The sequence below is a fragment of the Photorhabdus antumapuensis genome, from assembly GCF_020387775.1.
Lineage (GTDB): Bacteria > Pseudomonadota > Gammaproteobacteria > Enterobacterales > Enterobacteriaceae > Photorhabdus > Photorhabdus antumapuensis.
Genome location: NZ_JAHZMK010000025.1, coordinates 45450 through 70447, shown reverse-complemented (window position 1 = coordinate 70447; position 24998 = coordinate 45450). Strand labels below are relative to the sequence as shown.

The window sequence follows — 24998 nt, the reverse complement described above, 5'->3', positions numbered from 1 at the left end:
CGTATCCAGCAATTTTTGTCGTCTGGGGTTTATAGGTTTCTGAATCATTCGATCCTATAGTTTTCCCGCTACTTTTCACCTATCGTAGCCGGAAGATAATGTTTTGGATTAACGGTACATAGTTACTAAAAAGCGGATTCCCCCCTTCACCCTGCGATAACATTGCTCCATCACGGTTCTCATAGTAATACTGGATAGCATTCATTAATTGTTGCTCGCTTAGCATCAATTTTTTTCCTTGATTTACATCATTTTCCCTTTGAGCTTTATATACTTACCTACCCTTTGCCCCAAATTCACCAGCATTACTTCAACAAATTCTCAACAAAACAGAAACATCATACCGAAAAACAGGCACAGTATTAATTATTGAACAATAATTAGTAGCTCGGATAAATTATTTTACTCCACATAACCCCCCTGATGAGGTACCACCCATGAAAAAGTTATCAGCTTGTCTTTTAGTATTGAGCGTCTCTGCTTTCTCGCCTAACTTCGCGTCTGCAAGTATCTGTTTTCAAAATGAGAAAAATCTAGGTAAATGCGCTAAATCATGTGCACCAGTCATTTTCCTTAGCCCTTTCCTTGCGACAGTTTGCCTTTAAATCAATGAACAACGATATATTGAATAAACAAAGTGACCAGGACAGTTTTGTTCTTGTCACTTTACTGTCGCGCGGTAAAATATATACCACACGAACCAAAAACAATAAAAAATCTTATCAAAAAAATGCAAAATAAGATGCAGGAAATTTATAATCTGTGCAACATGGTTATTATCTTATTTTAATATTGTCGCTTTCATAACACGAATTATTTTATATTTTTTAACAATCGATTATTTTAAATAAATTTAATGCAGATTAAATGAATTACCCAATTACCAAACTTACAAGGTAAAATTACAATTAAAAATATTTTCTCTCCAACAAATGATAATTTGAGCAACTAAAAATATTAGAAAAAAAAACACCAGAAAACAATTAATTATCTATATCATTTCAATATTATATAATTTAAGAGACACAATTTTCGAAAATTCTTATTAATGGCTTATAGTTACATTGATAAGCAGAAATATTAGCCTCAATCCACTGTCTAGCATCTATAGATTCAAAAGAGATTTTATATCCACAGTTTATAACAATATATTCAAATAACAGTCGTTGTGTTCGCCCATTACCTTCTCTAAAAGGATGAATCACATTTAATTCCGCATAATATTCAGCAAGTTTTCTAATAAGCTCCTGATAGTTTAATCCTACAAGATAATTTTCATTTTCTAGCATATCAAATATCCTATTCCCTTCTATCTCAATACATTTAGCATGACAGAAACGGGTATCCCCTTTAGATATATCAATTATCCTTAGTTGACCAGACCAATCATATAAATCAGAAAATATCTGTTTATGGAGTTGACACCAAAAAACCAAATCGTAAGGTGGTTCCTGGAATGAAATATTCAATATAGCAAGTTCAGTGAGTTCCCTTTCTGCCTGTTCAAGCACAGCCGGATTACGAATACCTAATTTATTAATCAGTGTATCTATACCAGGATATGTGTAGGGATCTTGCCCTGCTCCATATTTATCTACCATAACTACCTCATTGTAAACTATATTTTTTAATTAGTTCATCTTTAAGATTTTTTTGCTCTTTCAGTGTTTCAGGCAAACTATTCATAACAATATTCATCCCTTCAAGACGCATGCTATCTCTATAGTTTTTTAATTTTACACGGTCAAAATAATGTTTTTTTTCATTATAAGTTATCATTATTGTTTTTCTATTCTTTTGGTTTCTAATATCTTTCTCTTGCTGACGGGAATATTTAAACTTAGCCAGATCCAAATTGCTCAATTTACCGTTAATCGCCTGACCACTTTCAAATATCCCCCAAGAAATAACTTCAAAATAACTGACCTTCCCATTCCTAATACGGTTAATCTTTACCTCTAAGTCTTGTTGCAATATTTGCAAAACCTGTTGCACCTTACGTTCAGATATCCCTGTCGCTTCTACAATTGAACGGGTATTAGGATGATCTAATTTAGTCAAGGCCGCCATAACAGCTAATTCATATTTCATTTGAATTTCCAAGATACAATCTATGCAACAATAGTATAAAACATCAAAGTAACGAAAACCAGAAAAGAGAATAGCGCTATTATTGACGAATCCGGTAAAGCACATGTTCATGAAGCGGATGCCCATTAGGTAATGAAGGATGCAAGAAAGTATTTTCATCTTTCACCATGCCAAGCCGCTCCATTACTTTTTGAGATCGCAAATTGGAAATTGTCGTAAATGCAACTATTTCCTCAAGTTTTAATTGGGTAAAGGCAAAATCCAAAGCTTTACGTGCGGCTTCGTTGGCGTAACTAAAGAGGAAATAGATCAACTCGTTAAAAACTAAAAGAGAAATGGCCCGTGCTGGAAGGATCTGAATCAAATGTCACACGGGCCTGGTTTATCAGGCACTTGTTTTTACCGTGGCCTTATCTTTAGATTTATCATTATTGGTATCTTTTATTGGTACAACACGTTCGGATGCTGTTTTGTTTTCAACCTGTTCCGATTGCCCAAAAAACAAGCCTCCACGCTTGATAGACATACTACCGCAACGACTGATTCCTCGCAGCTCACCATGTTCAAGAATATCCAACGTCGCTGCACAACAGGTCCCTTCAACATCGCCATCAATAATGATTTCTGGCGCACTAAGTTCACCTTCAACCCGTCCAGCATGCATAATGCGGATCGCGCCTTCTTTCACCCGGATATTGCCAATCACTTTGCCCCAGATTTGTATATCACCTTCGACATCAATATCGCCCTTAAATACCGAGCTTTTGGCAACAATAGTACAACGACGAGCTTCTGCACTGGCGTTCTTTTTATCATCAACAAATTGAGACACGGATTCAACAGCCGCTGCCTCTGTTTTTTTTCCAAACATAGTTTTTAATCTCGACCTCATGTGAATAAAGCAAAATATTAGAGCCAAAAAAGAGAGAATCGCTGTTACTGCACAGCCAAAAAGATTACCAGCCAGATAGAATCCCAGAGCAATGCTCCACATGATCCATATACAGCTTAAAAAAATGTTGTCCGAAAAACGATGTTTTGCCATGTTTATTCACGTTTTTGTTATTTTTCATGCTTCTTTCGTTAGAAAATACAAAACCAAAATCACTATTTTAACAGAACAGATAACAATCAATGCTAAAAGAAAGCAGGTATTTACGACGTTATTAAACGGTTAAAAACCTATACCCTTCATCTTTCAAGCTGCTGCTTTGTTGGCTGCTTTCACTCACCCCAGTCACATAGTTATCTATGCTCCTGGGGATTCATTCACTTGCNNCGAAATCTATTAGGTATATATTCATTCTTCAATAACAATTAACAAAGAGAAATTAGCATTAAAATAGAGACTCTATTTTTATAATTGTTAACATAAACCAAAAATAAAGTCACGCTATTAATGTTTAATTTTATTTACAAATAATATACTATAAGAATCTTTCTCAATTAATATCCACTGATATTTATCTAAAAAACATATTTATTATTTATACAAAAAAATTAATTTATTAAAATTATCAATATTATTGCTTGATAAAAATACAATTAATATCCGATAAATCAATTTATCTTTATGAATAAATGATTCAATTATAAGCTCATAAGACTAATTATAAATTGGATAAGTCACTAAATTCTTCATTTAAAATTATTGTATAGAATAATGAATATTAAAAATTTCTTTTATCCATTCCTTTTATTCATTAGTTTTATATGAATATAAAAAATAGATAAGATTGGTATGAAAATAATTCAATATGGAGATATAAAGAATGGAAAATTCTATAGTGAGACAACTTAAATGCCAAGATTTTATTGAAAATAATCAGACTATACCTGTCTCATAATCAATAAATAATTATTAAAAAGTAAAACTTATCATTAATCTGAATATATAAACCTTCTTCCGCTGGCACAATCCTGGAGATTTATCAACTTTATTAGACACCCAAGGTAAAGCCAACAATATTTTTAATGTTGCCCGAGATAATAACCGATGAGCTACTGGCTGTAATTCACAATTCTCCAAATGGTTTTCAAGACTCTTATGGATTGAAGCTCTCTCCTTCTCCAATATTACCTTGGAAATTTTCCCCGGATTTACCACACTACCAAAAAGATCCTGTTCGGCAAAATAAGGGACAGTAATAATAACGCCATTAAGAGTCACTGTGATATAACTTTGATCAAATTTATTTACAATAGACACAACACCTAATATTAATATGGTCGCTATTATAATTTTATTCAGTTTCATTTCAAATTATTACGATTATCTAATAACGATTAATACCCGCATAAAACAACAACAAATTTTAAATAAATAATTTCATTGTCAATCTTATTAAGATTAGAAAAAATTTGATGCAAGGAGTAAATCATAAAAAACATTTATATATGAACAACCACCTTATCGACCTTTTAAGTATTACAGAATAATTCAGTTAATAAAAACAAAAAATACAAATTCAAATAATTTCACAACAAAATACTTAGATAACATTTCAATACGATCATTTGCGATCTATAGTGTCGCAAATTATATCTATATAAGAATAAAACTCTTTATGCAATTTGTTTTTCAAATTAAAAGATCTAAAATTTCAACTTTTCGATATAATCGTTCTTCATCGTACAAAAACCAACCTTGACAAAACAGGATATACCCGGCAATTCTTTATGACTGAATAGAACATTCAGATTGCCCTCATGTGTTGAAATTAACCGTTGGATTATCCGAATGACTCAAGATATCCAACTGGGTTCAATAAAGCCTGGAGTTAATATGGAAAACCGGAAAGATTCGACTCAACCTTCCCAGACGGATCAAGTACTCAATGTCATATCCGAATTATGTACCATTCGGAAAATGCAAGCGGCTCCTCCACCAGAATCATGGCCTAGTACGCGTGATGTAGCAGAACAATGTGATTTCACTATCTACAAAGCACGTTATCTGTTATTGAAACTGGCTAACAAAGGATTAGTTATGGTAACTCCGTCTCCCATTAAGAATTCTCTCCGATGGTATATACCGGAAGACAAAATTAAGTCTATCTAATGTCAAACAATTCTGAAGAAATGGATGCCTGCTCTGTACAGTAGGGCCTGTCTATATAGTCGAAAACTTGAAGAGGCAACATGAGACCCTATGGTGTTATTCATTCAAATCGCTATATTCTTTCCATGACAAAAGTCTCAGCAACACATTCAAGTACAGAGACATCATAATCAATTATTATCACTTTATTTCAGAGGAAGTCAGAATGGAAAAATTGCATCGTTGGGAAAAGGATGGATATGTTGTCACTACAGATAAAAATAAATTAGATATTACGATCATACAACAGTTTCTGACGAAATCCATTTGGGCAGAAGGAATCGACAAAGAGACAGTTAAGTTGTCGATCGAAAATAGCTTGAACTTTGGTCTGTATAAAAATACTCAGCAAATAGGATTTGCTCGTATCGTGACTGACTTCACAACCTTTGGTTATCTCAGTGATGTTTTTATTTTAGACAACTATCGAGGATTGGGATTAGGACGCTGGTTAATGACCTGTTGCCTGGAACATCCCCAAATAGCACAGCTTCGTCATATTATGCTGGTCACTTCTATGGCACCGTGGCTGTATGAAAAAATGGGTTATTCTCCGGTAAACGAAGAAAACTTTGTTTGGCAAATTGTTCGACCAGATATTTACAAACAACCTAAGTTATAAGGTAGTCATATCAATTAGTCATGAAAAATGCCCGACAAGGTGGTCGGGCATTACTACGACAATAGCCACACTATTGTGACAAACAGGGAGCTACTGTTTTATCAACTTACCACTTTTAACTAACTGAAATTAGAAACTGGCATTAACACCTAAGCTGAAAGCATAAGTGTGATTCTGCACATCACCATCATTACGTGATATTGACGCAAAAGCGCCCCAATCTTTTGTAATAGCAGCATTCATACCGATAACGTATTCACGCCAGTTAGTGTCCTGTTTTTGGCTTTTGCTAACGAAAGATGTCTGAGTTGAGTTAATGGCACTACGAATCTGATAATGTTTTTCGCCAAACTGGTGGTTAAACCGAACTTCCGCATAAGGGTTAAAACGACTAAAATGGGTGTCCAGACGCCAGCCCAATGTTCCAACCTGAGAATCGTAACGCTGATCGCCGAAATTCATAGCCGTACTGCGATTACCCGATTCACGATAACCTTTAACATAACTCTTATCCCAAGCGTACTGGATAATTGGGCTGGTCATCACCGCAGATGTCAGCGGAATATCCCAACCCGCGGTAATGCGTCCTCCCCACTGATGACCAGTAGTCGAAGCATGCTCCTTGCGCAGCCACTCATTAAGCACGATACCACGCGTAATGTCCTCATATTTCATGTCCAAATAGTGCAGATCGCCGCTTATCCAACCTTTATCGTAGTAACGCCATAAACCATAAGTGGTGAAGACATAACCACGACCATCAGCGTGGAAATGATTAACTGAGCGTTTATCCTGATAACGCGAGATCATTCCCCCCAACAGAATATTATCCGTGAGCTGATAGTCACTACCCAGTGTTAGTGTACTGTTGTGATTACCACTATAACCACCGAATACGCCTATTTTACCTTGATCATTACCTACGCTACGTAGCTGTTGCAAACGGCTGTCAAGAGAGGCAAGCGCCCCTTTCACCGGCACATTGTTGGTATTCGTCAGTGACATAACCTGATGTGGAGCATTAAGGATTGAAATAGTGTACTCACCAATCATACGCTGTGCGGCTGGAGTTGGATGGAAATTATCAGCAAATAAAAAGATTTGATTGGCATCAAAACCGGGAACATTGGAATAACAAGCACCGGCATTAATAGTCCGAGCACAAGCATAACCTACTGTATTGGAAAAACCATAACGTAAAGGATTATCAATGACCTCATGTAAAAGTGCATTAACATCAACCCGAACAATATTGCCGTCCTTCTGGCTAAGTTCGATATCTTCTAATTTATTATAGCTATCAACCAATGCTGAAGCGTTGCTACTTAATTTCTTATAACCATCCTCAGCTTCTTTGGCATCTTCCTTTGAAACTACTGACTCCATCTTTTTAAAAACACCCTGGATAATTTTAAGGCGAGTGTCTCTATCAATTGTAGTATATCCATTTAGTATCGCATGAACGTCATCCATCTGTTCAGAAGTGGCTCGTGTACCGATAACAAGCTCCAGAATCTTCGGCGTCATACCAACATCAGGAACCGTAGGCACAATCACTAATCCGGCACCCTTATCGAGAAGCGTACGTACCTGTGATGCAGCCGCTTTAGCGCCCCCTTCCACCATTTTTTGTGCGTTACCTGGATTTCTCAATGCCGCCTCAATATCATTACCACCAACCCAATGAACATACATGCCATTAGGATCGGCATGACCACCATGACTTGCCAAATAACGGCCTACCTGCTCCTGAGTAGTGTTATTTTCATTTCCAGAATTAGGAATAGCAGTCGCTCCACCCATTGCGTAATTATTCCCTCCATTCTTGGAATTGGTCAGTTCAGTCCCTAAATGTTGAGCAATAAGATCATTATACAACTTACTGGTTGTACCATTGGTCGTATATCGACCTCCATTTCCACTGTCACTCAAACTATCACCAAAAACATATAGATGGTCATAAGTGTGTGCATTCGAAATTGCACTTACCGAAAGTGCTAACATGCCTGGTGCCAATATAAATGACCTTTTCATTAATATGATCCTTAAGAAGTTATTTTATATTTATCATTGAACTAGCCGTTCAATTGAAATGATCAATCCAAATAGAAACTACGTTAATGAGATATGACGCAATCCCCTATCTGATTAACCAATACCTCATTATAGTTAGTAACAGAGAGAATCCCGCATTGTTTTTTTAGGTTTTAAAGTTTAGTGTTGCTTGATTGTTCAATTAATCAATTTGGTTAAAATTCAACTATCTATAAAAAGTAATATTAGACCAAATTGATTCAATTCTCTCCTTTGTTTCATGAAATAGATCACAAAACAGACAGCAGAAGATTCTGATAAGAATAATGGCTAAGTTTGAGTAATATCTGAAGCGATCCATCACAACAAACGTGATAGCATCAATTCATCTCAGTTTATAAAAATAAAAGATTAAGAAGAATGAATATGAGAATTCAGCAAGCAATAAAGGCCGATTTCAATAATCTGATAGAAATTTGGGAAGCCTCGGTACGAGCAACACATGACTTTTTGTCTGACAAACATATTAATGAACTTCGTCCATTAATTTTGCATACCTATTTACCAACACTGACTGTTTATAAAGCAATAAATGGCAAACACGAAATTGAGGGTTTTATTAGTGTTGATCAGCATCGGGTTGAAATGTTGTTTATCTCTCCAAATTCCCGTGGTAAAGGTATCGGCAAAGCACTGCTGAATTTTGCTATCACTGAATTAGGTGTCAATGAACTCGATGTTAATGAACAAAATACTCAGGGAGTGGGTTTCTACCAGCACCAAGGATTTAAAGTTTTCAACCGCTCAGAAATTGATGGTCAAGGTAATCCATTTCCGTTATTGCATATGCAAATTGAACGACTGAACGCCGAAACGACCTAATTTGCGCCAAACGTACATGACACCATTGTGACCAGGGCAGCAAAAATATCTTCACTGCCCAAGCCCTTTTCAGTTCAAATTAAATTCTATTGCTAAAGTAAGCTCCCTCGGCAAACCAGCCGGTTTCAGCCCTACTGACCGAGCCTGTTGGATAGCCGTAAGTGCAGCCCGATCCAATTCATCAGCGCCTGAACTCCGCACTAATTGATGATTCGTCAGATCGCCGCTATCCAGCAAGCTAAACCTGACCTGAACTATCCCCTGTTGTTTCATCTTCTTAGCCCGACGCGGGTAGCGTTTATGTTTTTCAATTTCACGACGCAAGGCAGCCTGATAGCTTTGTAACTCATCAGCTCCAATGCCAGTCATCGGTTGACTAGTCGTCGCTTGACGGGCACCAGCTTGCGAATCCGCAGCATCTCTCCCTGCTAACTGAGAGTTGCCTTCCGTTTGCTCTGCCTGTTTTTGTTGAGGCTCTTCTACCGGTTTTTTCTGTGGCTGAGATTTGTTCTTCGGTTTAGCATCCACATGCTTTTCTAGCGGTGGCCTCGGACGTTCCTGTTTCCGCGGCTTATCCACTGGCTTATTAAGTACTATTTTTGCCTCATGGGGTGATTCCGCTACTACTATCTCTGGCGGTAACGGGAGTGGAACAGGTTCCGGTTCTACAGGCTGTTCCTGTCCGGCTGGTGCTGCCGAAGCCACCATTTCTATTGACATACTGATTATTGGCGAATTCACTGATTGATTATTCGCACTGTCATCACGCAGTAAATGCCGCGCCATAAATCCAACAAGACCCGCATGTAACAGTAAAGAAGCAAACAAACCAATATAAAGACGATTTTTCATCATAACTTCAAGCCATCTTTCCGTTCGTTATCTGTGGAGATTGCCCGCGCTCTTAACGGCAATCGGCAAATCTCCTTTAAAGAGTCAGAACCGACTGGTGACACTAAGCTTAAACGTCCGCCCGGGCGCTGGCATCATGGAGCGCGTTAACGGGTCCAGATAATAGCGATCGGTTAAGTTGGTACCAGATAATTCGACAACCACATCTGGCGTAACCTGATAATTAATATAAGCATCTACAGTCATTACTGAATTCCAGCGCATCGGATTATTATTTATTCCTTTATAAACGCCGGGCATTTTTTTCATTAACCATTTTTCATCCTTATTCTCCACACTGCTGTGGTATAACACTCTACTACCGATTTCTAAATTTTCGTCCAATAACCGGCCACCAATATTCAGATTAAGAGAATAACGCGGTGGAATAGTTGTCCTTAAAAAACCACCGGGAAAACCGCCATCAATACATTCAGGAACACCAAACTGGTTTCTTGGATCTAACATAAGCGATGCAGTTTTATCACAAACTTTATTTTTAAGATTATAAGATAGACCAAAATGGGTAAAGAAACTACCGTTATCATAACGTCCCTGTAGTTCTAAACCGGATAATTTCTGTTTATCTAATTGAGTAAATACAAAGTTACTGTCACGATCAAAAACATGCTCAATGACAGTATTGTAATAAGCGAATCTAATATCCGCATTACGCTCCGCATCCAATAACTGACTTAAATCATGCACATAACCCACTTCCACTGTTTTACTACGTTCAGGTTTAAAGGCACGAGTAGGTTTATCAGTTAAACCGGAGGAAAAGCCAACGGTATCCTCAAAAATACTTGGCATACGTACTGCTTCAGCATAACGGGTATAGATACGTGCATTATCGCTCACATAGGCTGTTGCGGAAAATACCGGTGCCCAAGCATGATCTTTACGTTTAGGTTGTTTAGACCAGCGCTCTTGTTCACTTTTTGCTTTATAAACACCACTATCACCAGTACTCAATATTTCTCCAGAGTCATCAATATAACGGCTATTCTGCTGAACTGTACTGTATTCATATTTATACACTTCTTTATTCGTCACAGGATCAATAACGCGTTCGCTCATATCAAGTTTCCCATTAAAATAGGGATTATCTTGTTTATATAACTTACCATCGTCATGATATTTCCAAAGCACATCTACCGGCACCATAGGGCGGAGAATTGAATCTCGTGTTTTTGAACTTGTAAATTTTTTATCGCTATATTCGTCAAATTCATCATCAGTCAGACACTCAAAACATTCATCAAACTTTTTATATAATTCAGCTTCCCGATCGGTAAGTGTTCTCATATATTGCAACCCTTGGCCAACCAACTTTTTATCCTTACTATAACCAATATCACGGGCTGCCAAACGTTCATTTAAAAAATCATCCTTAGACCAATAACTGACTCGCCTAGCGCCAGCACTTAGTGCCAGCCACGGGGTAGGACGCCAGTCAAAATTAAAGGCAACATTATTCTCCTGACGGCGTCCTTTTCGTGGTGGTGATCGAAAACTAGAAAAATTCTTCCCTTCATAATCATCATGAGAACCTAAACGTTCCTGTTGCAGACTAGCAGACAAGGTTAAATCTAAATTTGAGGTCAATTCGAAAGCATTAGAGAGATCAACCCCCCAACGGTTATTATGGGTATTAGTAGAAGCAGTATCTACCAGACGACCATCTTTATCCGGATTTCTTTCCTGCCCGCCCACATCCCAAGCTTCATCCCGCTCTCGCGGTTCACGTGGATATCCCCCGGCAGTATTGGTATCACTGATAGTACGGGTAATCCAAAATTTCATATCAAAATCAACCCACTTATTTCCATCAGGTTTCCACTTATAATCCAGATTAAATGCCTGCTGATGTACATTCGCCAACGGCCACTGTGGTACAACGTTACTTTCAGCCCGAACCCAACCAAGCCGCGAAGGCATAATCTCCCCGTAAATCGTTTTAGTATCACGGATACCAAGCCCAATCGTCTGTTGATTAGCCAGATACCAGTTATTTTTAAGCAACCAAGATTCCATTTCACTGGAGGTATTCGGCACTTCATTTCCAGGGCGATATATACGTGCCACAAAAGGCAGATAAGGATCATACGACCGGGTACCGCCATCAAGGATCTCTATATCCTCTTTACTAATGGGATCATCATAACGATGAGCGCCACCCTTGCCGGCAAAATAGTTTCCTTTACTGCGATAACTATAAGCTGCCATTAAATCAAAATATTCCTGTCGGGTACCTAGCGCCAGACGTATCGCATTATCTTTTAGGCCCAATAATTTATTATCTTTTGAAGTTTTCGGCGTAATTTCTAACGCAGGATCAACATAATTAAATCCTTGATTAAAATCGGGAACATCTCGATAATCTTGCCCCAATTGTAGATGAGGTACACGCTCCTTAACTGCATTGCTGCTGGTTTCCAATTTCAAGTTAATACCGAATTGCTCATTTATCGGTACCACATCATCAATACCCAGAGTTTTGATCATTACCGCCCCACCGATCGAACCTTTCACTCCACGTGTCAGTGACGGGCCTTTTTCTATTTCAATGCTGCTGATCAGATTAGGGTCAATATAGTTACGATTATTCGCACCGTTATAACCACGCCAGGTGGTAATTGCCTGCTCAGTACCGTCAATGGTAACAGGCACCCGTCCCTGCCCCTGAATACCTCGAATATTAGGATCTAATGCGCCACTGTTTCTCGAATCACCACTAAATACGCCAACTGCACTTTTTAAAACATCCGCCGGTGAAGCGCCCTTATAGCGTTCTACCAAATCCTTACCCAAGTAAATATTGGTAATATCTTTATCATAAACCGCATCATAACCTGCCTCATCTTTTTCACTGGTCGCTGAAACGTTAATTTTACCGAGGTCAGCCTTATTTTCAGCGGGCTGTTTAGATGATTGAGCCGGGGTTATTAGTGTTTCTGCATCAGAACGATAAGGCATCATACTGTAAGCCAATGCCAGTATGAATGTTATTTTGCTATATTTATTATTTAATTTATACATAATCATTATCTGCCATAGTGTGGATTGAAATAACTTGTTACTTCAATCAGTATCAAAAATACTTTTCAAACTTGACTAACACTTCATTCTTATTATAGGAATAGAGCCAATCAACATTACTACTATTTTTTCTAAATCGATAAGTAATCACTGGGGTTAAACCGAAAACCTCAAATTTAGGCATACTCACAATTGCCGCATAGAATTGTTCATTATCTTTACGACGTGCATTTAGAGGTACGCTGTAATCACCAAATTGCCGCTGGCGCAATGCAGTAAATACCACTGCATTAACTCCCGGATACAATTGAGTGGAAATGCCTGCTCGCACACCCTTTTGCTGATAATCATCCACTTTCTCAACACTGGTTTTATTAACCCAATCCCCCCCTGCAAAGGTAATGGTTTGATCAGTTAAATAATAAGATAAGGTAGCATAAACAGAAGTCATATTTCCGTCATTATGATTATAAAGTTTATGATAACGAAACTGCTTATATTCACCTTCCAAATTCAATGCCAGACTTTTGGATAGAATATGCATCCATTCGGTTTTCATTCCCGTAGTACGATAACGGGAACGATTACCAACATAATTAAATTCAACAACTGGCCCTATTAGGAAATCATCTTGTTGCGCTTTATAACTATAGCCCAAATAAGCAGAAGTGGTATTTTCATTCTCCTCACTATGATGATGATAACTTTCTCCATAAGTCATCGAGCGCAAAAAGACACCGTGGTGACCATTCAGCGGATATATCTTACGTAACGTAGCATCATAACTAATACCATTTGCTTTCTTTGCCATAGGCAAATTACGCTCAACTGCGCACTCTCCATTTTCACGATAGAATGTGCAAACAGGAGGCTTATCCGGCGACATATTCGTATTATCGTTAAAGACATATCCTACGGAAAAAGATCCTCGCCAGGCATTGCGCAAATTAATCGCCTCCTGATAATTAGTTATATTCTTAATGACTGCTGGTGGTAATTTATTTTCATTATCGCGACTGGCCGCTGAAATCTCATTAAATAGTAAACTGGCTTCTCTATTTTTTTGATTCTCATAATAGACCCTGGCTAACTCTAATTTAGCACGGGTAAAATCAGGTTGTTGCTGCAAGATAGCCTGATAATGCTGTTCTGCCACGACTAAGTCACCTTGTAAACGCGCCAAATTCCCCTGAGCAAAATGGACTAATTGGGTATCGTGTCCAGATAATTTCTGGTATATCAATAAAAAACGCTCAACATCTTTCACTTGTTGATGATTAATAGCTAAATAGAGCGCCTGGCCAATATCATTCACATTATTTTCAACACTAAACGCTTGACCATTAAGTACTATCGACAAATGATCCGTCTTTTTATTTACAGTTTCATCTGTGACAAGCGCTTTTTCCTGATCCTGCAAATTTCGCTGTACGTTATGCCACAATCTTCTACCGGTATCTTCATCTGCCAACACTAGAGATGGCTTTATAAACAAACAGCTAATAAGTAAAGTAAAACGAACAATTGGGGTATTTAACATCGTTAATATCACTGCTTAATTGTCGAACCAAAAATAAGACAAAGCCCATATGAACTTTGTCTTATCCAGTCATTACAAACTCATATTATGGGTTCTTAGTTCCGCCAAAAGCAGTATCTTTGCTATGATCCGTAGGGAACGTAGCTGCTCCTGCTAAACTAGCGGCATTATCGCCAAAGAAGTGACCGCTGTTTGTCCCTACAACATTTCCAGCAGTCGCCCTACCCGCAAATGAACCATCTGTTCTAATCCTAGAATTAATACCAACGGTTAATGCACTATTTGCTATTGAACCAGTAAGCCTTTTCTGACCGAAATCAGCAGTAAATGTCCCATGCAGGGCATTGCTACCACTATATTGGTTAATTCCTTTAACCGTATAAGTTGCAATACCACCGGTAGGCAAATTAGTGGTCACATCTTTACCGGAATAATAGGCGGTATGGGTAGTATCATTCACCTTGCCGGTTTGTGACCATTCACCAAAATAGACATCAGCGTTAGCCACTTTACTAAAATTAAATACCCCCATCCCGCTGTGGCTGCCCGATCCAGGCATAGAAATTTTGTGAATTCCATTTGCATCCGCTGCGGCATAATTTACAAGATTTGAAAAGCTAGTAATCTTACCCTTCGCAATAGACTGAACACCTATTCCCGGTTCTCCACCCGGAGTCGGATGACCTCCACCACGTGGATCAGTCACCCCAACACGAATACTTTGATTATTAGAATCATAATTTTGAGTTTGCCCAGTACCAGGAACAGCAATTGATTGTGCTACTAATCCACATGTACCTAATACTGCAATTAACACTTTAACTTTGTTCATAGCATATTCCTTATGTTAACTAATTAAATGTTAGAGTATTGCTTATTACATAGTTTTAGTACCGTCCGAAGACTGGCGCGCATATTAACGCACTTTTAATAAAAAATGAAATGATAATCATTATCATAAAACAATTGTATCTATTTGTATAGGATGGCAATTAATTCAGCTAACTATTTAATTATTAAATAAATATTCACCATAACCTTAATATAATAATGGATATAATCTTAGATAAACCGCCCAATAATGAGTGTAAAAATATCAATACATATAGATGTATAAATAAGAAATTATTTCAATATTAAATTAATTACAATGTTATTATTTAGATAGTAATTATATAACACAAAATTAGCTATCTCACATTAATTAAGAAATATTTAACAATAATAAATAAAAATCAAAAATATATATTTCATCTAAATGATTTAAATAGGAAAAATTATTCTTTCAAATATAAATATATTTATTCCGAGAATGATTTCTAATATATAAATTATTAAATTTACTAAAACAAAAATATTACCAACATGACTTAAACTCTAACTAAATATCATTTTACATTGATGAAAAATTAAATAACTACAGTTTTGGAGAGTAAATTTTCATTAACTGTAATTTTTTATAAAATAAATAGTCAAATGATAACATTGATACTATTTTAGCTCTAAGATTAAAAAGTTTAATTAAGTTATTTAAATAAATTCAGAAAAATCCCCTACCTTTCGACAGGGAATTTATATAGATATGATACTGTAATATGAGCATCATTCAGGTTCTTTGTATCCTAGCTGGATCAGCATGATGTCCCAATGCTCTAAAGAAAATTTAGCTTCTTTATCCCCCATGTCAGCTATTTTCTGAAAATATATTTTCGCCTTCTCTAAATCTTGTGGAACATCATTATCACCATGCAAGTAAGTGACGGCAATATTGTCATACGCCCTTATAAAACCCAAGCTACCTGCTTTTTCATAAAGTTCTATTGCTTTTTTCACATCTTGTTTATCTCTACCTTCATATTTATAAATTCCACCCAACCAATATAAAGCCAACATATGATTTCTATCTAAGCTCAAAGCTTTCTCATAATAATATTTAGCCATTTGATAATCTCTTTCAGATCTTCCTAATGCACTATCGCTATATAAACGGCCAAGCAAAAAATTGGCATCTGCACTCCCTTTTTCTGCCAGTTTTTCTAAGTTATGAAACTCCTCGACGGTTCTAGGCGTTTTCAGGGTAATTTCCTTATCCTCATAATGCATTCCTGTAAACACTGTTTTCGGAATATATTTTTCTATATTTCCCGCATATACATTAGAAACCAATAAAACCATCATCAAAATAATATATTTCATGATATTTCCCTAAATTATTTACCAGAATATTCTATGGTTAAGTCAGGAAATTAACCGAGAAATCATTCCTCTCTGTCTAACCCTTAATATGATAAACAGCAAAACAGCATTCACAAAAAGACCCAAAACCAACCCATACCAAAACCCTATAATTCCCATACTCTCAGTTACCCAGTCTGTCAAAGCCAAAATAAACCCTAATGGAAAACCAACTAACCAATAACCAAATAACGGCGCGTAAAATACCGATCGGGTATCATGAAAACCCCGTAAAATACCGGATAAAGCCGCCTGACAAGAATCAAAGAATTGGAACAGGCATAACAGAAAGATTATGTTAAGCGCAATTATTATAACTCCATTGTCATTAGTATAGAGTGAAATAAATGAACCTGCGAAATAGTAGATTAAAACACCAATAACTGCTGAAATAGATAAAATCAAAGCAATTGAGATCTTTATAGTACCTGTTAATAATGTTTTATCTCTCTTCCCAATATAGGAACCGACTCTCACTGTCACAGCGGCTGCAATTCCCCCAGTTATGGTATAGATGATAGAGGTAATATTAAGCATAATATTATGTGCAGCAATGACTTGCGCACCTAAAGGAGCGGCAGTGATAGCAATTACATCCAAAAAAACCATTTCAACAAAAAGAGCTAATCCACTTGGAATACTAATATAAAAAGTCCTAATTAAATCATTATATTTTGGCAAACTGAAACTTAGCCTATATCGACGATATTCCTTCTTTAGCAAAAAATAGATAATCAGGCATACAGCACTGAGGTTATTAATAACCGCAGTTGTAATACCCGCGCCAATGCCTCCCATTGCTGGCAAACCCAGTTTTCCATAAATGAGTATGTAATTTAATGGTATATTCAATAATAAAGCACCAGCAGACAAATACATGGCGGTTTTCGTATCTTCCAATCCTTGTAGAAATGAACGAAAAACATTAAATATCATAACACTAGGAACACCACATGCCATCGCAAGAACATAACCCTGGGTAATTTCTAGAATATGCTCATCGATGCCTATAAACGAAAGTAGCCAGCTAACTAATATTAATAAAAGAATTATTGGTATCGAAAGTATCACCGCCAGAAACAAGTAATTTTTAAGACTTGCTTTAATCCCTTCGTCATCATGTTGCGCTTTCTGCTTGGCTACATCTGCTGCCAGCATGATAATCGTCCCATATCCTAATACAAATATAGGAAACCAAATACTACTGCCTAACGTTACAGCTGCTAAATCAGCCGTAGCATAGTGACCAGACATCACAATATCAACAAAACTCATTGCTGTACGTGCTATCTGACTAACGATGATAGGGAAAGAGAAAAATAAAAGTTGTTTTAACTCCCTCCGGGTTGAAAACTTAGCCATAAAAATCCCATTAATTTATTGGTTAGTGCCAATATTGGTCATGCTAACAATAAATTACGACCAAAATCATTTAGAAAAGTTTGAAAAAGTTAGAATGATGAGTATACCTTCTATTTTCGCTCAGGCAACAGCGAAGAAATAAATTAAGGCAATCTAACGAAAACTAACTATTTCACGGAAATTTTTGTGATCTTTCTAAAAGATTGGATATTTATTTAAGTATTTTGTTCTCATTTTTTATTTTAATAGTTAATGTTACTTGGCTGAAATCGTTGAATTCTTTTGTGATAATATCCACATTATTAGGAAATAATGACACCAGCATAACTAAAGCAGATAATTAGTAACTTTTTCAAATTATTTCTTTAATTAATAAATAATTAGCGGAAATATACCTAATAGATTTCGAGTTGCCGCGCGGCGGCAAGTGAACGAATCCCCAGGAGCATAGATAACTATGTGACTGGGGTGAGTGAAAATAGCCAACAAAGCAGCAGCTTGAAAGATGAAGGGTATATCATGTCTATGCAGATACCTATTCTAATAGTTCATCAATCAAAAAGAGATATCAATTAAGTTACTTATGAGCAATAGTAAGTGAGGCTATAAGCCGCTTATCCCATCCATCAAAGATATATGTCATCTTACCGTAAAAGAAGAGATCGAAAATGAAACCAGAAACTCTTGCGATCCACGGCGGATATTCCCCTGATCCAACAACTAAAGCCGTTGCCGTTCCTATCTATCAAACAACATCCTATGCGTTTGACGATACTCAACACGGTGCCGATCTGTTTGATTTAAAAGTTGAAGGCAACATCTATTCCCGCATTATGAACCCGACCAATGATGTATTGGAAAAACGGGTTGCTCTACTTGAAGGAGGAATAGCTGCCTTGGCCGTTGCATCTGGTATGGCAGCCGTCACCTGTGCGATTCAATCCATTGCCAGCGCGGGTGATAACATTATATCTGTTGCTAAATTATATGGCGGCACTTATAACCTGCTGGCTCACACATTGCCGCGATTCGGGATTGAGACACGATTTGCTGAACACGACGATATTGCAGCATTGGAATCACTGATTGATGATCGTACTAAAGCAGTATTTTGTGAATCTATTGGTAACCCGGCAGGTAATATTGTTGATCTGAAAAAATTTGCCGAAGTAGCTCATCGTCATGGCGTTCCCTTAATTGTCGATAATACTGTTGCCACCCCTGTACTTTGCCGCCCTTTCGAGCATGGCGCTGACATTGTTATTCACTCTTTAACTAAGTATATGGGAGGACATGGTAACTCTATTGGCGGTATCATTGTGGATTCTGGTAATTTCCCCTGGAAAAAATATAAGCAACGGTTTGCGATATTGACTACCCCAGATCCCTCCTATCATAACGTCATTTATACCGAGCAATTTGGCAAAGCTGCATTTATCGGACACTGCCGCGTTGTACCGCTACGTAATATGGGCGCTTCACTGTCGCCTTTTAATGCTTTCCTTATCTTGCAAGGATTGGAAACACTGGCATTAAGAATGGAGCGTCATACTGAAAACGCGCTAAAAGTCGCGCATTATCTGCAAGATCACCCTCAAGTTAGTTGGGTGAAATATGCCGGGTTGTCAGACCACCCAGAACATGAATTGGCTCAACAATATGTAAATGGCAAGCCATCAGCCATTCTCTCCTTTGGTATTAAAGGCGGGCAGCAATCCGGCGCACGATTTATTGATGCACTAAAATTGATTGTGCGCTTGGTTAATATTGGCGACGCTAAATCACTTGCTTGTCATCCAGCCTCAACAACGCATAGTCAATTAAATGCAGAAGAGTTAATTAAAGCCGGCGTATCACAAGATATGATTCGCTTGTCAATCGGCATTGAACATATCGATGATATTATTGCCGATCTTGCCCAAGCTCTGGATGCATCGAAATAATTTAAATTTGTCATACACCCCGTTCTGGCGAACGGGGTTTTATTTATCTGCCACAACCGCTTCTTTTATACCCTTCATCTTTCAAGCTGCTGCTTTGTTGGCTGCTTTCACTCACCCCAGTCACATAGTTATCTATGCTCCTGGGGATTCGTTCACTTGCCGCCTCGCTGCAACTCGAAATCTATTAGGTATACAGTCTCTATTTTTATTATTTTCCCTTAATCAACGTCGCTGACTTTTATTTCCTTATTTTTACCTACTAAAACAACAAGCAGGGGATAACAAATTAAATCGGTCACCCTGGCGCTAATATTCGATAAAGTGGCCTCCCCCTATCCCTAAGAAAACGTGTAATAACGTCCAAGTGGCGACTATTCACGTCAAAAAATACAAGGAAAACAGATGAAAGTTCAGCTAGCCTATACGTTTTTATTAAACACATTGTTATTAAGCACATTATTCAGTGGATATGCTCTAGCGAAAATCCCAAATGAATTCAGCCCTACACCGTCATTTGAGGATAATTTCAATGGCACAACACTCAATAGCCAAAAATGGGATTACCGTGGCCTGGGTGTTAGAAATAATTGTATTAATACTCAATCAGCCGTTATTGTACGGAATGGATATTTAACTATAAAAACCTATTCCGATAGTTCTTCTGGCAAGCTACAAAATTATTGCGGCATGATTTCAACACAAAAAAGTTTCCTACAGTCATATGGCTATTGGGAAGCCGCTGTCAGATTTAATCGCGCTGAAGGTAATCAGGTCGCATTCTGGGTACAGTCACCGACAATGGGTCACGATTTAACAAATCCAGAAAAATCAGGTGTCGAAATTGATGTCTTTGAACATTTAGCCGAAGCGACACAGGATCAATATAATCATGCCATTCACTGGAATGGTTATGGCAGCGCTCATAAACAATGGTCAAAGAAATTGTCTATGAATAAACTTGGTGATGGTAAATTCCATAAATTTGCAGTGGCATGGACACCAAATGGCTACACATTTTATGTTGATAGTGTTCCTCAACATTTGTCTGGTCTGGAACAAGTCCCCATTTCAATCGCCAACCAATATATTATTTTGAGCTCCGAAGTACCGCGCAGTTATCCAGCACAAGGTTATGGCCCGATAAATAAAACAACCGCCACATTCGATGTTGATTATGTGAAAGTTTATCCGTATATCGGTAATAAGAAATAGCCATCGATCAGGAAAAGGGCAAACAAATATTGGCGTCCAATAATTGGACGCCATTTTCTCATTAGAATTTTACATCTACTTTCGCCCACACTGTCCGGCCAGGTTCATTCACTGAGGTATTCGCTGAATAACCAAAGATGCTATTACCGGCAAGGTTGAGGTGTTCGCTGTATTCTTTATCCAAGATATTGTCAATGCCAGCGCTCACTTTTACATTTTTGTTAACCTTATAGGCCACGTTGGCAGAAAGCACGCCAAAACCTGGACTATCTTGAAAATCTTTGCCGACAACATTGCCTTGCCCCACAGCAATCCGATGCTGGCTGCTCACCAATCGCCACAAACCGGTACTGCTCCAGTCACCACGTTCATAGGTCAATCCGAAACGGGCTTCCAGAGGTGGGATCTGAGGCATCGGCTTGTTATCCGCCCGGTTTTCTCCCCAAGCATAGGCAAGGCTGGCATCCGTTTTCCAATGATCTGTCAATTGATAACCAAAGCCCATTTCTCCGCCCATGATATTGGCATTGATGTTATCAGCCTGACTGATACGGGCATTTGTCGGGCTATATCTAAATAAAATGAAATCATTTACACGCCCTATATAAGCGGATACCCAACCATTAAAACGTTCCCCGGTATATTGAGCACCAATATCAAGCTGAGTGGTTTTCTCACTTTTTACCCCATCAAAAGCACTGGTACTCCCCGCCGGACCATATGTAGGTGAGAACAGTTCCCAATAGTCAGGGAAACGTTCGGTGTAACCAATACCGGCATAAAACATCATTGGCACATCAGCCAGAGTATGCTCTAAACGCATAAAACCACTCGGCAAGGTATCATTACGCTCTTTTTCACCATTGCTAGCAAATTTCTTTACCCGGCTGCGATCAAGACGGGCACCGGTTATCAATTCGTTCTGTTCCGTGGCAGACCAAGTTAGCTCGCCAAACAGACCATAATTATAGAATTGCGCATCTTTTTGCCATCCACTACCTGCTTTATTACGATGGGTATTGGTTTGCGTATCTGCACCACTTTCCAATTTGAAGTCTTGCCATAACCAGGTGCCCATGACTCGTCCCCCGACAACACGGCGGTCCAGTTGCATAGACATACCGTGGTTCATATTCATGTGCATACCACACCCATGTTTACAACTCGAAGAAGGCATACTCATTGACATAGCGCTATTCGGAGAACGCAAAGTGATATTGTCCATAATATGGTTGGTATAGTTGTAATAAACTTGGGCTTCAACCTTATCAAGCACCTCACCGATGTTAGATTTCTCAAAACGCACACCCAGACTTTCACGTTTGAATTGCGAACCATCCATACTACGTCCAGCATAACGGGCCTCTCCATCACCCTTACCCATTGTCAGTTCGAGCAATGTATCTTTATCTGGCGTCCACCCTAACGCCAGATCACTATTCCATTTATCCCAACGTGAAGGAACGCGATACCCGCTGCCATCTTTGTAGTCATTTGAGCGGGATTTATTTGCCATTAAACGTAAATATCCCAATTCATTGCCAATACTGGCATCCACATTGCCATCCCAACGGTCATTTGAACCACTCAATCCACTGGCATTGAATTTGACTCCCGGCTCATCAAATCGAGGATGTTCACGTTCAAATCTTACGGTCGCTGCTGAAGCACCGGCCCCCCACAATACCGTTTGAGGCCCTTTAATCACTGTCAGCAAATCATAACTCTCCGGCGAAATATAGGATGAAGGTGCATCCATTCTGCCAGGACACGCTCCTAACATTTCTGCGCCATCAGTCAGAAGCTTAATCCTCGAACCAAACATGCCACGAAATACCGGATCACCATTGGTACCACCATTACGGATTTGTGAAAAGCCGGGTATGGTTTTCAAATAATCAGAGCCATCACTTGCCGGAACTGGCTGACGGGGCGTTTTTGGTGAAGTGACAATTGATAAAGGAGAGTGCAAAGGCGCGGTTACGGTAATCACATCACCATCATTGGTTTTTGGGCCATTCGCATGATCGTGCGAATCTGATGTGGTTTCAACCGCATATCCATTAAAAGCAGCCAGCAAAAAAAGCGGCATTGCCGAGCTAATACAACGGGCCAGCGTATTTTTTTTATGAGAAGAATTTTTTTCAAACATCATCTTTCCTTAATGTGCATCCGCAATCCGAAGCGATATTGCTATCAAAAGCAGAATACGTTATAGAATCCAACCAAACAGTTTTTGGTATAAGCAAACCTTTCCTAGCTAAAAAGTTAGCAGGACAACGCGTTTTATTATGTTTAAACCGATGAGATTAGATCTGTTCAGGCGGAGCGCGAGGCAGCGAATCAGAAAAGATGAAATGCGCAAGGAAGAGAGTTACAGATTGAACCGGTGGTGACCGTGAAGTCAGCGAAGTTGACCAGAATAACGGTGTATTTGCCAAATCCAGTAAAGGTACATGGATAAGAAAGACGCAATATCCACAGGCAATATCCTCCAGCATCGACATGCCACCACCCGCATGCATCCCCATCTGCATTCCATCATGATGGTTAGTGCCCGGTGATGCAGAAGCAATGTCAGAATGAGACATACTGGGCATATCATCGTCAGATGACATCACCGTATGACAATCGGCCACTCTCGATGAATGAGACTCACAAATGCGCGCATGTTCCAGTGACCGGGAGATCACAGGTGCAATGAACAACATCAATATCGCGAATATACCAAGCCAAGCTGACAAGCGGCTCCGCGATGTGTAAATCTGAATCAGTGACAAACCAAGCCTATTCTGTAGAGAACACATTCAGGGAGGAGATTGTACGTATTTAACAGTCAAATGTTAAAACACTTTATGCAGGAATGTCGCTTTGACGACAAAATTTGTTGTTTTTCTAAAATTAGCAGGATTTTTTTCATGAATTCGACGCAAAATACCCAAAATCCAAGCTGCCACAATAACTGCATTCTTAGCAATTTGACACCCTCTGAAAGAATGGGGTTTTACGACATACTGGATAAAGCTGCCCATTTTTACAAAGTAGAACAACCTGCTTCAACCCAATATAGTCAGCCGACGGGGCCAAGTCGCCTGACTATGATAATCGGCGCTAAAAACGCCATTTACGTTAGCCCCAAGGCATTTTTTCACCTTATTACTACCATTAATTACCCCTTTGTTTCCAACAATTAACCTAATTCAGGAATCAACATCCGAATAAAACCCGCTTGTTCAGGTGATATATCATCGTCGTTAGTGATGGCATTCTTAACAAGCTCCAAATTCGTGTCATTAATAAAATTTTCAGTGATTGAAATTCCTGACTCCAAATTTTTAACTTGGTGATAGTGTGTACAAGGGGTGAAAACAATATCACCAGGATTCTGTACACAATGAATACCCTGAGCCTGAATGAAATCGGGATATAAGGCCAGATCAGGATTAAAAGCATCAACTTTGCCATAACCTATTTTCACTGCCTCTTCCGGCCCATAAAATACCCACTCTTTTCGACCACTAATAACCGCATTCCAGGCATGAGTAGAGGCAATGTCCAAATGCAAACGAGAACCACTGTTTTTAGGCCCCATATAAATCCAGCGAAGTAATAGTAATGCGGCTTCATTATGCAAAATATCGTCTGCAACACGCTGACGAATCAAGCAAGAAAAATAGTCAGGGACCTCATAATCATTCACCAACTCTTTAAAATAGAGCGAGAACTGCCACGCAGAGGCATAATAAGGATCGGGTTCTTCCACATCTTTTATATAATCAATATAGTCACCAAGAGACATATATTTATTATCTTTATTATTTGATGATCGAAACACGTTTATCAGGTGATGACCAAATTTTTGCTGAAAATAGTCCCATGTCCACTTCGTTCTTGCTACCCACTGTTCAGCCCCTCCTCGAATAATAAAAGGGACTCTATCCAGCATACAAGTAAACACATCCTCGATAGATGGCATGGTGAACTCTACACATTTCTGACAACCAGAATTAGAAAAATCCATCATATTTATATAGTTCCAAAGAA

22 protein-coding genes are annotated in these 24998 nt (G+C 38.4%); 6 read left to right on the top strand and 16 right to left on the bottom strand.

Features of this window, described 5'->3' with window-relative positions:
• Positions 1-79 precede the first annotated feature (79 nt).
• From KZ793_RS11580 to KZ793_RS11555, 6 genes are all read right to left on the bottom strand, one after another.
• Positions 80-226, bottom strand: a complete 147-nt coding sequence (locus tag KZ793_RS11580; RefSeq protein ID WP_225815483.1) for a hypothetical protein — start codon at positions 224-226, stop codon at positions 80-82.
• A gap of 790 nt (positions 227-1016) precedes the next feature.
• Complete coding sequence (locus tag KZ793_RS11575; protein WP_225815482.1) at positions 1017-1601, bottom strand: putative adenosine monophosphate-protein transferase Fic; 585 nt, start codon at positions 1599-1601, stop codon at positions 1017-1019.
• 7 nt (positions 1602-1608) lie between these two features.
• Positions 1609-2091: a YhfG family protein gene (locus tag KZ793_RS11570; RefSeq protein WP_225815481.1), complete on the bottom strand. Its 483-nt coding sequence runs from the start codon at positions 2089-2091 to the stop codon at positions 1609-1611.
• A gap of 79 nt (positions 2092-2170) precedes the next feature.
• Positions 2171-2455, bottom strand: a complete 285-nt coding sequence (locus KZ793_RS11565) for a GNAT family N-acetyltransferase (RefSeq protein WP_225815480.1) — start codon at positions 2453-2455, stop codon at positions 2171-2173.
• A gap of 21 nt (positions 2456-2476) precedes the next feature.
• On the bottom strand, positions 2477-2962 hold the full coding sequence (locus KZ793_RS11560; RefSeq protein ID WP_225815479.1) for a bactofilin family protein: 486 nt from the start codon (positions 2960-2962) through the stop codon (positions 2477-2479).
• A gap of 990 nt (positions 2963-3952) precedes the next feature.
• Complete coding sequence (locus tag KZ793_RS11555; protein ID WP_225815478.1) at positions 3953-4348, bottom strand: hypothetical protein; 396 nt, start codon at positions 4346-4348, stop codon at positions 3953-3955.
• 483 nt (positions 4349-4831) lie between these two features.
• On the opposite strand from KZ793_RS11555, the gene KZ793_RS11550 reads away from it, so the two are divergent.
• The gene (locus KZ793_RS11550; protein ID WP_225815477.1) at positions 4832-5152 is read left to right on the top strand and encodes a FaeA/PapI family transcriptional regulator; all 321 of its coding nucleotides are present in this window, start codon (positions 4832-4834) and stop codon (positions 5150-5152) included.
• 205 nt (positions 5153-5357) lie between these two features.
• Positions 5358-5813, top strand: coding sequence for a GNAT family N-acetyltransferase (locus KZ793_RS11545; protein ID WP_225815476.1), 456 nt, complete (start codon positions 5358-5360; stop codon positions 5811-5813).
• Positions 5814-5942: 129 nt separating this feature from the next.
• Here the strand turns inward: KZ793_RS11545 and KZ793_RS11540 are convergent, their stop codons facing one another.
• Positions 5943-7847: an autotransporter outer membrane beta-barrel domain-containing protein gene (locus KZ793_RS11540; protein ID WP_225815475.1), complete on the bottom strand. Its 1905-nt coding sequence runs from the start codon at positions 7845-7847 to the stop codon at positions 5943-5945.
• A 426-nt stretch (positions 7848-8273) separates the two neighbouring features.
• Between KZ793_RS11540 and KZ793_RS11535 the strand changes: the two genes are divergently transcribed.
• A complete protein-coding gene (locus tag KZ793_RS11535) occupies positions 8274-8729 on the top strand; it encodes a GNAT family N-acetyltransferase (RefSeq protein ID WP_225815485.1) in 456 nt (151 codons plus the stop codon).
• A gap of 69 nt (positions 8730-8798) precedes the next feature.
• On the opposite strand, the gene KZ793_RS11530 is transcribed toward KZ793_RS11535, so the two are convergent.
• The 6 genes from KZ793_RS11530 to KZ793_RS11505 all read right to left on the bottom strand — a co-directional run bounded on the left by KZ793_RS11530 (position 8799) and on the right by KZ793_RS11505 (position 17799).
• On the bottom strand, positions 8799-9584 hold the full coding sequence (locus tag KZ793_RS11530; RefSeq protein WP_225815474.1) for an energy transducer TonB: 786 nt from the start codon (positions 9582-9584) through the stop codon (positions 8799-8801).
• 81 nt (positions 9585-9665) lie between these two features.
• Positions 9666-12662: a TonB-dependent receptor domain-containing protein gene (locus KZ793_RS11525; protein WP_225815473.1), complete on the bottom strand. Its 2997-nt coding sequence runs from the start codon at positions 12660-12662 to the stop codon at positions 9666-9668.
• A gap of 52 nt (positions 12663-12714) precedes the next feature.
• Positions 12715-14202 carry a surface lipoprotein assembly modifier gene (locus KZ793_RS11520; RefSeq protein ID WP_225815472.1) on the bottom strand — a complete coding sequence of 496 codons (1488 nt, stop codon included), beginning with the start codon at positions 14200-14202 and terminating at the stop codon, positions 12715-12717.
• Between the two features lie 85 nt (positions 14203-14287).
• Positions 14288-15034, bottom strand: coding sequence for a Slam-dependent surface lipoprotein (locus tag KZ793_RS11515; RefSeq protein WP_225815471.1), 747 nt, complete (start codon positions 15032-15034; stop codon positions 14288-14290).
• 770 nt (positions 15035-15804) lie between these two features.
• Positions 15805-16398, bottom strand: coding sequence for a tetratricopeptide repeat protein (locus tag KZ793_RS11510; RefSeq protein ID WP_225815470.1), 594 nt, complete (start codon positions 16396-16398; stop codon positions 15805-15807).
• Between the two features lie 42 nt (positions 16399-16440).
• Entirely contained in the window at positions 16441-17799 is a 1359-nt protein-coding gene (locus KZ793_RS11505) for an MATE family efflux transporter (protein WP_225815469.1), read from the bottom strand.
• Between the two features lie 668 nt (positions 17800-18467).
• Here KZ793_RS11505 and KZ793_RS11500 point away from each other — a divergent pair.
• Together KZ793_RS11500 and KZ793_RS11495 are read left to right on the top strand one after the other, a co-directional pair.
• Positions 18468-19742, top strand: coding sequence for a bifunctional O-acetylhomoserine aminocarboxypropyltransferase/cysteine synthase (locus KZ793_RS11500; protein ID WP_225815468.1), 1275 nt, complete (start codon positions 18468-18470; stop codon positions 19740-19742).
• A gap of 402 nt (positions 19743-20144) precedes the next feature.
• Positions 20145-20954, top strand: coding sequence for a glycoside hydrolase family 16 protein (locus KZ793_RS11495; protein WP_225815467.1), 810 nt, complete (start codon positions 20145-20147; stop codon positions 20952-20954).
• Between the two features lie 61 nt (positions 20955-21015).
• On the opposite strand, the gene KZ793_RS11490 is transcribed toward KZ793_RS11495, so the two are convergent.
• Positions 21016-23109 carry a TonB-dependent copper receptor gene (locus KZ793_RS11490; protein WP_225815466.1) on the bottom strand — a complete coding sequence of 698 codons (2094 nt, stop codon included), beginning with the start codon at positions 23107-23109 and terminating at the stop codon, positions 21016-21018.
• Positions 23110-23263: 154 nt separating this feature from the next.
• Positions 23264-23734 (bottom strand): DUF2946 domain-containing protein, encoded by a 471-nt coding sequence (locus tag KZ793_RS11485; RefSeq protein WP_397443601.1) that lies wholly within the window; start codon positions 23732-23734, stop codon positions 23264-23266.
• Positions 23735-23872: 138 nt separating this feature from the next.
• On the opposite strand from KZ793_RS11485, the gene KZ793_RS11480 reads away from it, so the two are divergent.
• Positions 23873-24148, top strand: coding sequence for a hypothetical protein (locus KZ793_RS11480; RefSeq protein ID WP_225815464.1), 276 nt, complete (start codon positions 23873-23875; stop codon positions 24146-24148).
• Here KZ793_RS11480 and KZ793_RS11475 read toward each other — a convergent pair.
• A complete protein-coding gene (locus KZ793_RS11475; protein ID WP_225815463.1) occupies positions 24145-24978 on the bottom strand; it encodes a cupin-like domain-containing protein in 834 nt (277 codons plus the stop codon). The genes KZ793_RS11480 and KZ793_RS11475 overlap by 4 nt on opposite strands.
• Between the last annotated feature and the right edge of the window lie 20 nt (positions 24979-24998).

Bases quoted from the DNA above. Each gene is read 5' to 3' on its own strand.
- KZ793_RS11530 (WP_225815474.1), bottom strand. From the start codon at position 9,584: ATGATGAAAAATCGTCTTTATATTGGTTTGTTTGCTTCTTTACTGTTA.
- KZ793_RS11480 (WP_225815464.1), top strand. From the start codon at position 23,873: ATGAATTCGACGCAAAATACCCAAAATCCAAGCTGCCACAATAACTGC.
- KZ793_RS11520 (WP_225815472.1), bottom strand. From the start codon at position 14,202: ATGTTAAATACCCCAATTGTTCGTTTTACTTTACTTATTAGCTGTTTG.
- KZ793_RS11525 (WP_225815473.1), bottom strand. From the start codon at position 12,662: ATGTATAAATTAAATAATAAATATAGCAAAATAACATTCATACTGGCA.
- KZ793_RS11490 (WP_225815466.1), bottom strand. From the start codon at position 23,109: ATGATGTTTGAAAAAAATTCTTCTCATAAAAAAAATACGCTGGCCCGT.
- KZ793_RS11555 (WP_225815478.1), bottom strand. From the start codon at position 4,348: ATGAAACTGAATAAAATTATAATAGCGACCATATTAATATTAGGTGTT.
- KZ793_RS11575 (WP_225815482.1), bottom strand. From the start codon at position 1,601: ATGGTAGATAAATATGGAGCAGGGCAAGATCCCTACACATATCCTGGT.
- KZ793_RS11535 (WP_225815485.1), top strand. From the start codon at position 8,274: ATGAGAATTCAGCAAGCAATAAAGGCCGATTTCAATAATCTGATAGAA.
- KZ793_RS11545 (WP_225815476.1), top strand. From the start codon at position 5,358: ATGGAAAAATTGCATCGTTGGGAAAAGGATGGATATGTTGTCACTACA.
- KZ793_RS11560 (WP_225815479.1), bottom strand. From the start codon at position 2,962: ATGTTTGGAAAAAAAACAGAGGCAGCGGCTGTTGAATCCGTGTCTCAA.
- KZ793_RS11505 (WP_225815469.1), bottom strand. From the start codon at position 17,799: ATGGCTAAGTTTTCAACCCGGAGGGAGTTAAAACAACTTTTATTTTTC.
- KZ793_RS11515 (WP_225815471.1), bottom strand. From the start codon at position 15,034: ATGAACAAAGTTAAAGTGTTAATTGCAGTATTAGGTACATGTGGATTA.
- KZ793_RS11475 (WP_225815463.1), bottom strand. From the start codon at position 24,978: ATGATGGATTTTTCTAATTCTGGTTGTCAGAAATGTGTAGAGTTCACC.
- KZ793_RS11495 (WP_225815467.1), top strand. From the start codon at position 20,145: ATGAAAGTTCAGCTAGCCTATACGTTTTTATTAAACACATTGTTATTA.
- KZ793_RS11540 (WP_225815475.1), bottom strand. From the start codon at position 7,847: ATGAAAAGGTCATTTATATTGGCACCAGGCATGTTAGCACTTTCGGTA.
- KZ793_RS11550 (WP_225815477.1), top strand. From the start codon at position 4,832: ATGACTCAAGATATCCAACTGGGTTCAATAAAGCCTGGAGTTAATATG.
- KZ793_RS11580 (WP_225815483.1), bottom strand. From the start codon at position 226: ATGCTAAGCGAGCAACAATTAATGAATGCTATCCAGTATTACTATGAG.
- KZ793_RS11500 (WP_225815468.1), top strand. From the start codon at position 18,468: ATGAAACCAGAAACTCTTGCGATCCACGGCGGATATTCCCCTGATCCA.
- KZ793_RS11570 (WP_225815481.1), bottom strand. From the start codon at position 2,091: ATGAAATATGAATTAGCTGTTATGGCGGCCTTGACTAAATTAGATCAT.
- KZ793_RS11510 (WP_225815470.1), bottom strand. From the start codon at position 16,398: ATGAAATATATTATTTTGATGATGGTTTTATTGGTTTCTAATGTATAT.